14 protein-coding genes and 1 CRISPR repeat array are annotated in these 15,321 nt (G+C 46.8%); of the genes, 8 read left to right on the top strand and 6 right to left on the bottom strand.

Annotated elements, in window-relative coordinates:
• Positions 1-18 precede the first annotated feature (18 nt).
• Genes nusB through IT398_02430 form a run of 3 tightly spaced genes read left to right on the top strand, consistent with a single transcriptional unit; the run spans position 19 to position 3,801 of the window.
• Complete coding sequence (nusB, locus tag IT398_02420; protein MCC6290894.1) at positions 19-924, top strand: transcription antitermination factor NusB; 906 nt, start codon at positions 19-21, stop codon at positions 922-924.
• Entirely contained in the window at positions 924-1,595 is a 672-nt protein-coding gene (gene rnc, locus IT398_02425) for a ribonuclease III (GenBank protein ID MCC6290895.1), read from the top strand. The genes nusB and rnc overlap by 1 nt, the downstream gene beginning before the upstream one ends.
• Positions 1,596-1,605: 10 nt before the next feature.
• A complete protein-coding gene (locus tag IT398_02430; GenBank protein ID MCC6290896.1) occupies positions 1,606-3,801 on the top strand; it encodes an AAA family ATPase in 2,196 nt (731 codons plus the stop codon).
• 87 nt (positions 3,802-3,888) lie between these two features.
• Here the strand turns inward: IT398_02430 and IT398_02435 are convergent, their stop codons facing one another.
• On the bottom strand, positions 3,889-4,212 hold the full coding sequence (locus tag IT398_02435; GenBank protein MCC6290897.1) for a hypothetical protein: 324 nt from the start codon (positions 4,210-4,212) through the stop codon (positions 3,889-3,891).
• A 117-nt stretch (positions 4,213-4,329) separates the two neighbouring features.
• Here IT398_02435 and IT398_02440 point away from each other — a divergent pair, with 117 nt between their 5' ends.
• Positions 4,330-4,587 (top strand): hypothetical protein, encoded by a 258-nt coding sequence (locus IT398_02440; GenBank protein ID MCC6290898.1) that lies wholly within the window; start codon positions 4,330-4,332, stop codon positions 4,585-4,587.
• A 12-nt stretch (positions 4,588-4,599) separates the two neighbouring features.
• Here the strand turns inward: IT398_02440 and IT398_02445 are convergent, their stop codons facing one another.
• Positions 4,600-4,833 carry a DUF167 domain-containing protein gene (locus tag IT398_02445; GenBank protein ID MCC6290899.1) on the bottom strand — a complete coding sequence of 78 codons (234 nt, stop codon included), beginning with the start codon at positions 4,831-4,833 and terminating at the stop codon, positions 4,600-4,602.
• Positions 4,834-6,756, bottom strand: coding sequence for a ribonuclease R (gene rnr, locus IT398_02450; GenBank protein ID MCC6290900.1), 1,923 nt, complete (start codon positions 6,754-6,756; stop codon positions 4,834-4,836).
• Between the two features lie 388 nt (positions 6,757-7,144).
• Here rnr and rpsP point away from each other — a divergent pair, with 388 nt between their 5' ends.
• Complete coding sequence (gene rpsP, locus IT398_02455; GenBank protein MCC6290901.1) at positions 7,145-7,516, top strand: 30S ribosomal protein S16; 372 nt, start codon at positions 7,145-7,147, stop codon at positions 7,514-7,516.
• Positions 7,517-7,592: 76 nt separating this feature from the next.
• Complete coding sequence (locus IT398_02460) at positions 7,593-7,931, top strand: KH domain-containing protein (protein MCC6290902.1); 339 nt, start codon at positions 7,593-7,595, stop codon at positions 7,929-7,931.
• Positions 7,932-8,303: 372 nt separating this feature from the next.
• A CRISPR array of direct repeats spans positions 8,304-8,546; the repeat unit is 40 nt; unit sequence ATCAGGCCAAAACTCCAATCAGTATTGGTGGTGTGGGGGC.
• A gap of 109 nt (positions 8,547-8,655) precedes the next feature.
• Here the strand turns inward: IT398_02460 and IT398_02465 are convergent.
• From IT398_02465 to IT398_02475, 3 genes are all read right to left on the bottom strand, one after another.
• Positions 8,656-9,219: a CRISPR-associated endonuclease Cas1 gene (locus IT398_02465; protein MCC6290903.1), complete on the bottom strand. Its 564-nt coding sequence runs from the start codon at positions 9,217-9,219 to the stop codon at positions 8,656-8,658.
• 77 nt (positions 9,220-9,296) lie between these two features.
• Positions 9,297-10,943 carry a hypothetical protein gene (locus tag IT398_02470; GenBank protein MCC6290904.1) on the bottom strand — a complete coding sequence of 549 codons (1,647 nt, stop codon included), beginning with the start codon at positions 10,941-10,943 and terminating at the stop codon, positions 9,297-9,299.
• 106 nt (positions 10,944-11,049) lie between these two features.
• Positions 11,050-11,268, bottom strand: a complete 219-nt coding sequence (locus IT398_02475; GenBank protein MCC6290905.1) for a hypothetical protein — start codon at positions 11,266-11,268, stop codon at positions 11,050-11,052.
• Between the two features lie 86 nt (positions 11,269-11,354).
• Here IT398_02475 and trmD point away from each other — a divergent pair, with 86 nt between their 5' ends.
• Complete coding sequence (gene trmD / locus IT398_02480; GenBank protein ID MCC6290906.1) at positions 11,355-12,005, top strand: tRNA (guanosine(37)-N1)-methyltransferase TrmD; 651 nt, start codon at positions 11,355-11,357, stop codon at positions 12,003-12,005.
• Between the two features lie 142 nt (positions 12,006-12,147).
• A complete protein-coding gene (locus tag IT398_02485; GenBank protein MCC6290907.1) occupies positions 12,148-15,318 on the top strand; it encodes a DNA-directed RNA polymerase subunit beta in 3,171 nt (1,056 codons plus the stop codon).
• The last annotated feature ends 3 nt before the right edge of the window (positions 15,319-15,321 follow it).

The following is a 15,321-nucleotide window of genomic DNA, read 5'->3' on the forward strand; positions in this document are numbered from 1 at the left end:
AAATTTTTCTAAAATAGAATGGCTAACCGGCATCTGGCAAGAAGTATTGCTCTGCAGTCGCTCTTTGAGTGGGACGCGCGTGGTTATGCCACAGAGGATTTGGCCGGTGTCATTTTACGAAATGTTGCTGAATTCGGGCCGGGCTTGGAAGACGATGTTTTTATAAAAAGATTGGTTTCCGAGACAATTGATCGGAAGGAAAAGCTGGATTTAATTATTGCTAAGGCGGCACCAGATTGGCCGATTGAGCAGATTGCCATGATTGACCGTAATGTTTTACGGCTCGGTCTCTGTGAGCTTCTCTTCTCTGACCATAAGGAAGTACCAGCGCGAGTGGCAATCAATGAGGCGATTGAGCTGGCGAAGACATTTGGCGGGGATAATTCTGGTAAGTTTGTGAACGGTGTACTCGGGGCAATTTACAAAGAGATGGGGGAGCCAGGGAAAGATGATGTTCCCGCGAAGAAAAAAAGACCGAGAGATATTCCCTACGAACAGATGCCGGTGGAGAAGCTGGGTGGGGCCGTCGTTTATTGCCGTGAGAATGGTCAGATTTTTTTGGCTCTTGTTCACGATATGTTTGGTTACTGGACTCTCTCCAAGGGGCATCTAAATCAGGGGGAGGAGACGGGTGTCGGCGTTGCTCGGGAAATCAAAGAGGAGATGTCTTTAACGGTGAGAGTTCTTGACCACCTGGCAGACAATGAATACATTTCTTCTGACCCAGAGAAGGGTAAATTACGCAAACAGGTCTCTTATTTTCTGGCCGAAGCGGAGGACAAGAACTCTTTGAAACTGACAAAGTCTGGTGGATTGGATGACGCCCGCTGGTTTGATTTGTCCGAAATCGCGGGTCTAAAAATGTATGACGATGTTGTTCCCTTTGTGACGAAAGCAATTAGAATTTTGTCTACTAAAAAGTAATGAACTGGCAACAGGAATTCAAGAACCCCGATCTACTGCGTGAGGCTTTCACGCACCGTTCTTATCTGAACGAACATCCAGAAATAAATCTGTCGCATAATGAACGGTTGGAATTTTTGGGCGACGCGGTTTTGGAACTGGTAACGACGGAGTATCTTTATACTAAGTATCAAGATGCGAATGAGGGTGAGCTAACTGCTTACCGTGCCGCATTGGTAAATACGGAGACATTATCAGCTGTGGCGCGGGAAGCAGGGATGAACGACTATCTCTTGCTTTCTCGTGGTGAGTTACGCGATACTGGTCGGGCTCGCTCTGTTATTCTTGCAAACACTTTTGAAGCAGTGCTCGGCGCCATTTTCTTAGACCGAGGTTATCTTGCTGTGCGTGATTTTCTTGATCACTATCTTTTCCCTAAGACAGATAAAATTGTGAAGGAAGCACTTTGGCAGGATGCCAAAAGCCTTTTTCAGGAGAAAGCACAGTCAGTCTCTGGTGTAACACCGGATTATCGAGTTTTGGGTGAGGTCGGGCCGGATCATGATAAGATTTTTACTGTCGGACTTTATCTCAACAAAGAGCAAATTTCCACGGGAACTGGACCATCCAAACAGCGCGCCGAACAAGAAGCGGCGCGTCTTGGTTTAATTATCAAAGAGTGGAACAATTAAGTTTAGAACAATGCGTTTGAAGCGGTTAGAATTGTCTGGGTTTAAATCTTTTGCTAAGCCAACAGAGTTTCTTTTTGATTCGCCGATTACGGCAATCGTTGGACCCAATGGTTCTGGCAAATCTAACTCCGCTGAGGCCTTTCGCTGGGTGCTCGGCGAGCGTTCCCTGAAATCTCTTCGGGGACAGAAGGGGGAAGATTTGATTTTTAATGGAACAGGGGGACGGTCTAACCGTGCCGTAGTTTCACTTGTCTTCGATAATTCAGACCGATATTTCAACTTTGATTACGATGAAGTTAAGCTCACTCGAGAGGTCTATCGTGATGGTCAGAATGTTTACGCGGTTAACGGGACAATAGTGCGCTATCGTGATCTCACCGAACTCTTAGCCGGTGTTTCACTCGGCGCCTCAGATCACTACATCATCAATCAGGGCGAGGCTGATCGCGTTCTTTCTGCTAACCCACGTGAACGCCGGGCCCTGGTGGAAGATGCGCTCGGTTTACGTTTGTACCAGTGGAAAATTGCGGAGAGTGAAAAAAAATTAGAACAAACAAAAAATAATTTGAATCAGGTGATGAGCCTGCGTCGAGAAATTGCCCCCCACCTACGTTTCCTTAAGAAACAGATGGAAAAGGTTGAGCAAGCGGATCAATTGCGCCGAGACTTGAAGGGGCTTTATTTGGAATATTTAAAACGGGAGGAGTCATATTTAATTCAAGAAAAGAAAAATTTAATTGAGGAAAGACAATCACCGGAAGGTGAGTTGAGAGAAATAGTTGGCAAATTAGCAAAGGAAAAGACAACCGAAGAAACCGAGGTTGAGGTTAGGATTCAAACTAACCGCGTGCGCGTGGAGAACGAATTGCGAAATGTCGTTATGGAAAAAGAAAAACTAAGCCGCCAACTAGGGAGAGTAGAGGGGATGATTGAACTTAAAAGAGAAGCGATGACTAGTTCTGATTTGCCATCACAGCGGGATTTTTCTTTTACCGAAGTGTCTGATTTATTTCGACGACTAGAACAAGAAATTGGGGATGCGGGTAAGTTGTCTGACGTCTTTTCCATCCGTAATGTTCTTCGGAAAATAACAGAGGTGCTAAAAAATTTTCTCCAACAGGGTCGGGAGAAAGACGAGAAGATGGAGCTGACTATGGAAATGGAGAGATTAGAAGCGGAGCAGAAGATGCTTGCGTTGGGGGTGGCAGATTTGAATGAAAAGGAGGAAAAACTGGAAGCCGAGAAGCTGAAACTAGAGAGAGAATTGGCGTCAACCATAGCATCTGTGCGTGAAGCCGAGCGGGAGATTTTTAATCTCAAAACTCGTCGTCAAGAATTGGAATCAAAACTGAACCTCCTTGATTCTCGAGCGGCGAGACTGAGGCTTGAGGAAACTAATTTCCAGAGTGAGCTGAACGAAGCGAGAGTTCTGGTCGATCAGGAGGTTGCACTTTATAAAAATTTTGTTTTGGCAGATGTTGACGAGAAAAGAGAAGAGCAAGAGAAGCGGCGCCACCAATTGGAAAGATTGAAGATAAAATTAGAAGATTTGGGGATAGAGTCGGGAGATACCATAAAGGAATATCGTGAAGTCAGCGAACGGGACATCTTCCTCTCCAGGGAGATTGCCGATCTTGAGGCGGCCGGGGCATCATTGCGGGTGGTGATAGCCGAGTTAGTAGAAAAAATTGAACATGAATTTCGTGAGGGATTGTCTAAAATCAATAAACAATTTCAGGACTTCTTCTCATTAATGTTTGGTGGTGGCACGGCCGATTTGAGTATCGTTAAACAAAAATTGGTAGGGAAAACGGGGGATGAGGCGGGGGATGTAGAAACAGGAGAAGAGGCTAGTGGTTTGGATATCAGAATCAATTTGCCACGGAAGAAGATTCGCGGTCTTGAGATGCTATCTGGTGGGGAGAGGGCACTCGTGTCAATTGCGCTACTCTTTGCTTTATCGCAAGTTAACCCCCCGCCGTTTCTTGTCCTCGATGAGACGGACGCGGCGCTCGATGAAGCAAACTCCAGGAAATATGGTGATATGGTGGCGAATCTTGCGAAACACTCTCAACTGATTTTGATCACTCATAATCGCGAGACAATGAGTCGCGCAGGCGTACTCTATGGTGTGACGATGAACACTGACGGCGTTTCCAAGCTGCTCTCAATTAAGTTTGATGATGCCACGCAATTCGCGAAATAAAAAACCACCAACGTCCGCCGACGTTGGTGGCCCATCCTAACTGCACGCAGTTAGGATGGATAATGTGTGAGGATGGCGCCGAGATAGCTAGGTCCAGGTTCCCACTCTTGCGGAAACAATTTTGACGCCAGCCGACCTAATCGATCTCAAGAGAGACTGACAGGTCTGACTTTTCCTTGGGACAAAGCAGACCTTCTTTGAAGTATTCAGGCGGACTGTCTCTAGTTGGTGTTTTGTGAGCAGGTTCTCCAACTTGCCGACAAAACCACTGTTGTCCGTTGTCTCATCAACCACAATGATGAACGTATTGCGCGGAAGGTGAAAAATGGCTGTTGCGTCGAATACTTCTGTGCCCAGTTCCCCTAGGATTTTTGCCTCAAAGATCTGTTCTTTCTCAGTCTGCCAAACCATTGTCGCACTCCTTTTTAATATGGCCTTGGACAATACTACCAACTAGATTATACTCTTAATCAAGCGGGTGTTTATCCACTCATTTAAGTATAACAAATTAGAGTAGATTTGTCAAGGATGTATAAACCTAGAATTTCACAGGAAGAATTTAAAAAATTTAGACAGTCATTAGCTGTCCATAACTTTAGCGAGCGGGAGCGTGATCGAATTGAAGAAATCTTTCGGGGCGATTTGGATGAATCTGGAGATTTTTCTGGTATTGACGCTGGAGAACTTGAACGAGGAGTAAAGTATCTACGAGAACACAAGAGTTCTCACAATTTTTCCGATGAACGGATTGATCTTATTGAGAAAGAATTGAGAGAGAGACTATAAAATTTTACTTTTCTAATTACCGTCACTTTCACGCACACTCAACATTTTGCTCGGAGAGTGGTGACCGTTGACGATACGGATTCTGGACGCGGGTATATTGAGATGAATCGCGACTAATCGAACGACACTTTTGTTGGCCAAGTTTTGCTCCGCTTTGGCCCGGACGGTGATATTGAAATGGTCAGCTGATACTTGTTCAATCTTATCTCTCTTCGCTCCGGCGATGACGTTAATTTTGAGATACATTTACACGAAGACGAAATCGAGCATTTTCTCACGTAAGTCGGCTTTGAGGAGTTTTATCCTCACTCTGTCGCCAAGACGGAAACGCTTACCGGTGTTTCTGCCAATCATGGAGTATTGCGCTTCATCAAACATATAGTAATCGTCTGAAAGATCGAGAAGTCGTACCATTCCCTCAGCCAGAGTTTCGTTCTCCTGGACATAGATGCCCCACTTGGCGAGACCAGAGATCACGCCGTCGAAGGTTTGACCGACACGTGAAGCGAGATATTCTACCTGTTTATATTTAATAGAATCACGTTCAGCCTCGGAGGCGGCGATTTCCATTTGCGTGGCGTGGATTACCAATTGCTCGTAATCTTTCAGCATTTCTGTGCTCGGTTTATCTCCGGTCAGGTAAATTGCCAGCAAGCGGTGAACCATTACATCAGGATAGCGACGAATTGGCGATGTGAAATGGGTATAGTGGGCAAAGGCGAGGCCGTAGTGTCCGATATTTTTCATATTATAAACAGCCTTAGACATGCTCCGCATGGTGGCGGTCTGGATCATCACTTCTTCCGGCGTACCACGAGAAGATTTCAGTAGTTCATTAATGCTACGCTGGTCGATTTTCTCTGTATCAAACTTTATTCGATAACCAAATGGTCCGATGAAATTGGCGAGTTGTTTAAGTTTATCCCGGTCAGGGTTGTCGTGAATTCGGTAGACAAATTTGTGATCGGCTTCTTTTACCAGGTTGGAGACAAACTCGGCCACCGCCTTGTTGGCGAGAAGCATGAAGTCTTCTACCAGCATATTTGAATCGGTTCGTGGTTTGCGAACCACCTTGACTGGTCGCCCGTCTTCATCCAACACAAACTTGATTTCATCTCGGTCAAAAGAGATTGCCCCTGCTGCCAGCTTTTCTGACCGAAGATGATAGGCAATCTTGTTTAGGGTGCTTAGCTCATCATAGTAGAGACCAACTTTTGATGTCAGAATTTCTTGAACCTCTTCGTAGGTGAATCGTTTGTTGGAGTGGATTACTGTTCGACCGAACCACTTGTCCGTAATCTTAAGGTTTTCATCGAAAGTAAAAATGGCCGAGAAGGTTAGTTTGTCTTCATCTGGATTCAAACTGCACAAATCGTTGGAGAGAACTTCTGGCAACATTGGAATTGTCCGATCAACAAGGTAGATAGAAGTGGCGCGACCTCGAGCTTCGTTGTCCAGCTTACTGCCTGGTTTCAGATAATGGGACACGTCCGCAATGTGTATCCCCACTTCAATTTTTCCATCTGGTAACTTCTTGAACGAGATGGCGTCGTCGAAGTCTTTTGCATCAAATGGATCAATCGTAATCGTGAGCGTGTCGCGCAGGTCTCGTCGCTTCTTTATCTCTTCGGGCATTTCTGTTTCAGCTTGCTTCTTGAGCTGATCGGCCTCTGTTTCCACACCGTCGGGAAAGCCAAGCTGGAACCCTTTCTCATACACAATCGAGCGCATTTCTGTCTCGTGATCACCTGGTTGGCCGATTACGGTCAAAACTTCACCAAGCGGATCTTTTTTCGGATCGTGCCATTCGACAATTCTGACTAATACCTTGTCTCCAGCCTTGGCCTCGTTCAATTTTTCAGGAGCGACGAGGATATCTTTGTAAACTCTCTTGTCGTCCGGCACGAGATAATAGAAACCGTTGTCGCTCTCCAATATGCCCACGAAGTCTAATCTCTTGCGTTCCAGAATTTCCACTACTTCGCCGGTGGGAATTTCGTTTGGGCTGGTTGGGTGAAGTGAAACTTTTACTAGGTCCCCGTGTAATGCGGTATTGAGAAAGTTTTGTTCAATCTCTACCGCTGGACTATTCCGGCCAGCGGCTGGGTCAATCGAGACATAACCAATTCCCTTCGCTGAGACACGGAGGTTTCCTTCGAGATATTTCATGAAATTTGATTTTATAATAAAAAAAAGGACCTAGCAACTTGAGGGTTGCTAGGTCCCGCCTACTCTCGCCTCGCCGATTACGAGAGTGACAACGACGTTTAATGGAAGTTGATTGGTGGCGCGGGGAAATCTGCTCGGGTCATAAGGCGGTATTCCGGGTCCTCAACATCCTTGTTGTCTTCCTCAGAGTGGGGGTCGATCGGCACTGGCTGTTGAATTCCAGCCAGACACGTCGTTTTTGGTGTGGACACCGGCGTTCCTCGCGGTGGCCGTTCATCTCGCATAAATCACCTCTACTTTCCGCTCGTAAATGAGCTATTTTGGCCAAACTTATCCTACCAAATTTGACGGTTATCTGCAAGTTTGCTAAGGTGGATAGTCTAAAGATATGCTAAAGATTAGGTTACAACGAGTGGGGCGCAAGAATGACCCGTCTTTCCGGGTTGTTGTGATGCCTAAACAGAAGGATTCTCAAAGTGGTAAGGTGGTTGAAATTCTCGGCTCTTACAGTGCTCGGCAAGGGAAACCCCAAATCAAGGCCGATCGAGTGAAGCATTGGATTGCCGCTGGCGCACAGGTCTCGGACACTGTTCACAATCTTTTAATCAATCAGAAAATTATTGAAGGGAAGAAGATAAATGTTTTGCCGAAACGAAAGCCGGTTGAAAAAATAGAGGAGAAGGTTGAAGCTAAAACTGAAGAGAAGAGGGAAGAGGTGAGTGCGGCCGAATCTCCTGTTGAAGCTGTGCCGGCAAACTAGTTTGCTCGGTGTTCTTTTTTTGCTAGAATTGGAGGTATTAGTAGAGATAATAATACGGTAATAAAGCTAAGAAATTATGTCAGAAAAATATCAGGATCAGGAGTTTTTGGAAAATTTGATTAAGTCGTTGGTGGATAATCCAAATGATGTGAAGATTACGCGCACGGTGGATGAGATGGGGGTGTTGATGACCCTAGATTTGAATCCGGCCGACATGGGTAAAATTATTGGAAGAATGGGTAATACCGCGAAGGCGATTCGTACGCTACTCCGGGTGGTGGGAATGAAGCATAATGCTAGAGTTAATCTTAAGATTAACGAGCCAGAAGGTTCTACCCGTGTGGCTCGAGATATTACTCCCACCAGAAGCGCTTCACAGTCGGTGGATGATGTGATGAACGATATCAAGTCTTAGAATTTGACAGTAAACAGTCTCTTGTGCTAGGCTCTGGCCAGATCCAGTACCTCGTCAATTAGTTACAGAGAATAAGGGCGTGCCCACGCCTCGAGCCCCGCTGTTAAAGAGCGGGGTGAAAAACCGGCCCCCTTGGCTTGAGAGTGCGAACTTTCAACCTTGAGGCAAGTGCCGGTAATAGTCAGAAATGACTCGGAATCACAGGTCTCGCGCAGGCGAGGCTTCAGCCACCAGGTGGCTGACCACCAATCTATTTTGGCCCACAGGGAATCAGGGACGGTGAGAACCCCGAAACCACGACTCCAGAAATTGACCGTTCCATTCTTCCCCTGCCGTGCCCGAATCGAGGCTTATTTGGGGCAAATTCCCACAGGGCCAAAACTCCAATCAGTATTGGTGGCGTGAGGGCTTAGGGCTGATCTTGTTTCTTGAAGTAAATCAGGCCAAAACTCCAATCAGTATTGGTGGTGTGGGGGCTCGCTTGCTGGCAATTTACCTGACCGGAGATAAGGCCAAAACTTCAATCAGTATTGGTGGTGTGGGGGCTAGAATGCTGGTGATAAAACCTTTAACGATCAGGCCAAAACTCCAATCAGTATTGGTGGTGTGGGGGCGTGAAAAGCACTTACGCTGACTGGGGTTTCTGGTCAAAAACTCCGAAGAGATGATTTCTGTAACAAAGACGAGAACAACAGTCCAGCGAATTCGCCGGGCTGTTTTTTTGTTAATGACATGGGTGGTGGTGATCCCACTGGTGGAGATATGGTTTCCAGATTTCATTTTTTAAAATTGCTTGGCGTAATTTAATCGCCTCAAATTTGATGATATTCTCTAATTTCTCACATCGGCCCTTATACCAGAAGTAAGTTTGATAACGGCTGTTTAACAAAGCCAGAATTTTTCGAAAATTGAGCAGGACATTAAGTGGGTCGGTGGCATGTGGATGAACGCGTTTCCAGTCTAATTTTTGGTGTGATATCAGCCCGAAGGCCCGCCAATAAAACCGTGCCGCCTGAGCCTCAAGTTGGAAAATTGTTGACCTGTCATCTGCTACAGCACAACGGGCGACCAAATTAGCCAGACGATTAGTTGTGGAGGTTAGAATTTCTACTTGATTGTGACCAGCTTTTTGTCGACTGGAAAGATAAGCGCCAATCAAACGTTGGCTGTTGGTAATTTTCGTGGTGATAAGTTCACGGGCACTTTTTAGCGCTGTCAAACTGTTGGCGTAGGATACCTGTTGGCGAATAATGCGACCACTGCGGTGATTGTGAGCGGTGACAGACATTACTTATTAATTAAACAGAGAAAAAACCCCGATAGCAATTAACTATCGGGGTTTTTTAGAAACTAAAGACCAAATGTTTACTTGTTCACTGACGAGCAAACGAGACGAGGTTTTCCCTTGTTTTTCCAGTTCGCCCAAGCAATTTGAGCCACGGCGACGATTTGCTTGTCCAGTGGCTCGGCATCTTGACAGACCTTTCGCCGTTCAAACGGGCTGACTCGCGCTACAATCGCAACGGGATCACGATGGTCTGCCGCCTTGTTAACAATTGCCCAGATTAGAGCAGAGTAGTTCCAGCGACTATTTATGGTGTTGGTGTCGGTGTCACCGCTCCGTTTATCTGGCCAGGCGGGCTCACCAATCGCGAGATTAGCATCGAACTTGTTCGCCAAGTCAGCAATCTTTCGGCCAGCCCGTATTGCTCGTTGCTGGCGTGATTTGCGCCAAGAACGACCGTGTTTGATCGGGCCAGTCGGAATCGGGTCAACCACTTCTCTGCCAAGTGAGCAGATTCTGCCTTCTTGGGTTAGAGCGTAACGGAAGCCGGCTTCCGGTCCACCACCACCATCTTCCAATGTTGGTAAGACGGTCAGAAGATTTGGTCGCAGTCGTGGTTTGACCTTAACCTGGGTGGTGATTTGGAGATAGAACTCTGGTTGACCTTGGACTTGTCGTTCGGTAATCACCGACCAGCAAACCCGTCGGTCTGATTCGGAGAGCCAGTCTTGCAGGCGGCCCTTTTCATCAGAAACGGCAACCATTAAGAGGTCATCCCTCGCCCTTAGCGTGGCGGTGGGCCAAGCCGACAGAGGAGCAAATTCCTCTAAACAGTCTCGCCACCAGAAGAAATTGACCTTGCCCGGACGCTGTTCTTGCTCCAGGAAACGAAGGAGGTTTGAACCGTCGCCAACCCCCTTCCAGACTGGCAATGAAACATAGAGTTGTTTACTCTGCCTTCGTTGCCAGACTAGCGCATCATCGCTACCGATGAAACGGGCCGTCATCCGCTTTGGATAAGGACCATCACGAAACAGTTTGACGTCCGGATCATCAATCACCATTTCGCCTCTGTGTTTGCGCCGAGGAAATGGTTCGGTGCGGCGGGATAGACGTAATAGGGCTTCCCGCCATTGTCGTCGGCGTTCTTCCGGTTCTCGTTCGGTAAAGGAGGGGAAAGAGGTGGATGGTTGCGATGGGTCTTCCTGAAGACTCCAGTGAGAGATGATTTGTTGAGCCACTTCTTGACAGGCGCCCTGTTGCATTGATCTTGGCAACAAGGCTCGCTGTGCCGAAGGAACCCAACGCATAATCATTCCCTGTAGATAGAGCGGTGGTAGAATCCAGCGAAACCTCTTTTCTTCCCCGTCCTCTTGATAGGGGTACTCCTCTACTAATCGGAAAATTAGCAGGGGCAGTTTCTCTGGACGTTCCTCTATGCCGAGCAAACCATAGCTGTTGAGCTTGAGGTGCGATGGCCTCGCAAGCCAAGATGCACTAGGTTTATTCAGCGATTCGAGTTCGGATTCTCCTCCACCTCGTTTCCGGCGGCGCGGGCGGTTTGGGTCGAGGAAGTTTTTAGCCTCCTCCACATCTGCCCAAGAATTAGCCGGAATAGCGAGAGAAACATCGATGACTCGCTTACCGTCCGCATCTTTCTTGACTGTCAGGCCGGGCTTAACGACCCGACCCATCTCGACAACGGCTTGACCACTGAGTGTGACCAAGAATCTTAAGAGCTCCCGAATTCGCCGGCCCGTCGGGCTTGCGGTGGGTAAGCGGAGTCGGACCTCCGCCACACGAGAAAGCGTGAGCGGTCTAGTGGTTTTCGTCCTAGCCAATTAAAACCTCCTGAGCTAAACGCTCGTAGAGTTCCGGGTTTTCCTGCTTGACTGATGTGAGTAAAAGACTTCGCTGGTGAATTTCCTCAATCAGCCCTTCAAGCATCGGCCGATCTTTGCTAGAGCTTGGTCGCTCGAGCAATTCTTTCCGTTTTCGCAACACCTTTTCGGTGAGTTCTCTGATTCTCGTTTTCATTTCTGATTCCTGCATAAGCTATCTCCTTTTTCGTCTCTTTGTTGTCAATGAAACAATTCTACACTGTTTGCAGGCTTACATAATTATGCTATATTGTCAAGATGCTTACCTTTCATGTGGTTACTCTCTTTCCAGAAAGTTTGGAGTCATATATCTCCAGTTCGATTCTTGGGAGGGCGATAAAAAATAAAAAGGTTAGAATAAAATTCTACAACCCTAGAGATTATGTTGGGGTAAAAAATGCGAGTGGTTATAAACCAGTAGACGCGCGAGCCTACGGAGGCGGGCCGGGGATGGTTTTACAAGCGGAGCCAATTCTAAGAGCCATTAAAAAAATAAAAGCCGATAAGCCAAAGATTATTATTTTTTCTCCAGCTGGGAGACAATTCAATAATCAGGAGGGGATTAAAATGGCCAAAAAATATAATGACATCGTTCTGATTTGCGGTCGTTATGAAGGGGTGGATGCGCGGGTGAAAAAAATTTTAAAAGCCGAAGAGATTTCTGTTGGGCCGTACATTCTAACCGGCGGTGAATTGGCGGCATTAATTCTGATGGACACGACGGCACGACAAGTAGAGGGGGTTCTTGGTAAATTTGCCTCTCTGGAAGAGGGTCGGATTTCTAGTTCGGAAGTTTATACTCGGCCAGAAGTCTTGCGACACAGAGGAAAAAATTACCGAGTGCCGAGTGTACTTCTGTCAGGAAATCATAAGGAAATCGACCGATGGCGGATTAAGAAGGATATCTAGCTATCCACAACTTGTTTGACAGGAAATACAGATATGCTAAGATACTCTCTCAACGATTGAGTTACGGCCACCATCCTCGTTTTCTTGTTTTTAGCAAACTTTATTATTCATCTAAGGAGATTTAATCTTACCTCCGTTTTTTATGCGTAAAAAATATTTTGCCCGCTATCAAGAACCGCTAACAGAATTGCCCGACCTCGTCGGTATGCAGAAAACTTCCTATGATTGGCTTCTGAGCGACGGACTCAAGGATATTTTTAAAGAATTTTCACCAATTAAAGACTACTCGGAGAAAAAATTTGAATTGGAATTCACCGGTTTCCAATTAGAACAACCAAAGTTTGATGAACATTACGCCAAGGCGAACCAGCTTTCTTACGAGGCAGCGCTCAAGATTAAGGTTAAGCTGAAGAACAAAATTATTAATGAGGAAAAAGAACAAGAGCTTTTCCTCGCCGATATGCCACTAATGACTCCGCACGGCACTTTCGTGGTTAATGCCAACGAACGGGTGGTTGTTACTCAATTGGCGCGCAGTTTCGGTATCTTCTTTACCAAGAACGAACTTCGGGGCAAACGCTATTTTGGCGCGAAGGTTATTCCTGCTCTCGGTGCCTGGATTGAATTAGAGACGGAAGCCGATGATACGATTTATGTTCGGATTGATCGTAAGCGAAAGTTTCCGTTCATTTCTCTGCTCCGTGTCTTGGCGGATCTCGAGGGGAAGCAGATTACTGATGGGGAGATCGTAAACTTGTTCGCCACTGTTACAAGCGAAAGCGAGGTTGATTATGTTAAGACTTCTTTAGCAAAAGACCACGCCAAAACGGCCGATGATTCTTATCTTGAGATTTATAAACGATTACGAGACAGTGATCTCGCTACCCCCCAGAATGCTCGAGAATTTTTGACCGGACTTTTCTCCCGCGAACGTTATGACATTTCTGAAGTTGGGCGTCTTCGTTTCAACACCCGATTTGGTAGACAGGCTTTAGAAGGAAATGAATACGAACGCCGACTATCCAGCGACGATCTCGTGCAGATCGTGAGTCATGTCATCAAACTTAATAATGATCATGCCGCGGAGGCAGACGATATTGATCACCTCGGTTTACGGCGTATTCGCTCGGTGGGGGAAATGCTTCAACAGAAATTGCGCGTCGGGATGCTTCAGATGCGTCGAAATATTCAAGATCGTATGTCCACAGTTGATTCTTCTACTACCATGCCGATCCAGTTTATTAATCCACGACCACTACAGGCCAAGATTAAAGAATTCTTCACGACCAACCAGCTGGCGCAATTTATGGATCAGAAGAATATCTTGAGTGAGGTGGAGCATTTGCGTACCTTATCAGCTCTCGGCCCTGGCGGTCTCACGCGTAAGCGTTCTGGTCTAGAGGTCCGAGACGTTCACCCGTCCCATTACGGTCGGGTTTGTCCAATTCATACCCCGGAGGGACCAAACATCGGTTTGATCCTACACTTATCTAACTACGCACGGGTTAATCGTTTCGGTGTGATTGAGACACCTTATCGTAAGGTCGATGGTGGTGTTGTGCTTGATGAGCTGGTCTATCTGAATGCTTTAGACGAAGAGAAGATGGTTATCGCTCACGGCGCAACGCAGTTAGATGAAAAGAAGTCTATCGTCAACAAGATCGTGGATGTTCGCGTTCATGGTCAACCGACAACAGCTTCACGCGAAAAAGTGACCTTGTTTGAAGTCTCGCCCTATCAGCCTTTCTCTGTTTCTACCTCAATTATTCCATTTTTGGAACATGATGATGCCAATCGCGCGTTGATGGGTTCCAACATGCAAAAACAGGCAATCCCTTGCGTGATTCCGGAAACATCACTTGTGGCCACAGGTATTGAAGATCGCGTGGCCCGTGATTCCGGACGGCTAGTGCTTAGTGCTCTGGCGGGGACGGTTACAGGGCTTGATGGGCGCGAGATTGTGGTGACGAACGAAGCGGGTGAGAAAACTTCACATCGACTCGCCAACTTTGTTAAAACTAATAACAACACTGTTTTCCACCAGCGACCGCTCGTTTCGCTTGGCGACAAGGTAAAGAAGGGGCAAGTTTTGGCTGACACTTCATCTTCTGTTGGCGGTCAGTTGGCTCTGGGTCAGAATGCTCTGGTTGCGTTTATGTCACTTGATGGCGCGAACTACGAAGACGCGATTATTATTTCTGAAAGATTGGTGCGGGAGAGCAAGTTTACAAGTATTCATATTGAAGAGTTTACGGTGAATGTCCGGGACACAAAGCTTGGACCAGAAGTGACAACCCACGATATTCCAAATGTCGGTGAGACGAAACTTCGCAATTTAGATGAAGAGGGTATTATCCGGATTGGCGCGGAGGTGGGTCCCGGCGACATTTTGGTTGGTAAGATTACACCAAAAGGTGAAACCGAGTTAACGCCGGAGGAGCGCTTACTTCGCTCCATCTTTGGCGAGAAATCGCGAGATGTGAAGGATACTTCACTTCGTTTGCCAAATGGTAAAAAAGGTAAAGCGATCTCAGTGAAAGTCTTCTCTCGGGAGAAGGGTGACAAACTAGAGTCCGGTATTACCAAGAGAATTCACATTGAGGTGGCTGAATTGCGTAATGTTTCGGTTGGAGACAAACTTGCTGGTCGGCACGGTAACAAGGGCGTTGTTTCTCGGGTCTTGCCTATTGAGGACATGCCTCACATGGCTGACGGAACACCGATCGATATTGTGCTCACTCCCCTTGGTGTGCCGAGCCGAATGAACCTGGGCCAAATCTTTGAAATGCATCTTGGGCTGGCGGCGCATACACTTAATTATCAAGCAATTACACCACCGTTTACTGGGGCAACGGCGCAAGAAGTGAGAGAGGAGTTGAAGGCGGCCGGCTTCCCTGAAAGTGGTAAGGTCAAATTGTTTGACGGCAAGACGGGTAAGGCATTTGATCAAGATGTGGCCATTGGTTACATGTGTATCTTGAAGCTTGATCACATGGTGGAAGACAAGGTCCACATGCGTTCAATTGGACCATATTCTTTGATTACGCAGCAACCACTTGGTGGTAAGGCGCAACGTGGTGGCCAGCGTTTCGGCGAAATGGAAGTCTGGGCTTTGGAGGGATATGGTGCGGCCTACATTCTGCAGGAGATGATGACCATTAAATCGGATGACATTGTGGGTCGTTCACAGGCTTTTGATTCAATCGTGAAAGGGAGGGAGATTGGTTTACCTAATTTACCAGCCTCTTTCAATGTGATGCTAAACGAGCTTCGGGGTTTGGCACTCGATGTAGAACTTAAAAAAGTTAACTAACCA

It is taken from the genome of Candidatus Nomurabacteria bacterium (genome assembly GCA_020847275.1).
Classification (GTDB): Bacteria; Patescibacteriota; Minisyncoccia; order Phycocordibacterales; family JACOZG01; genus JADLCI01.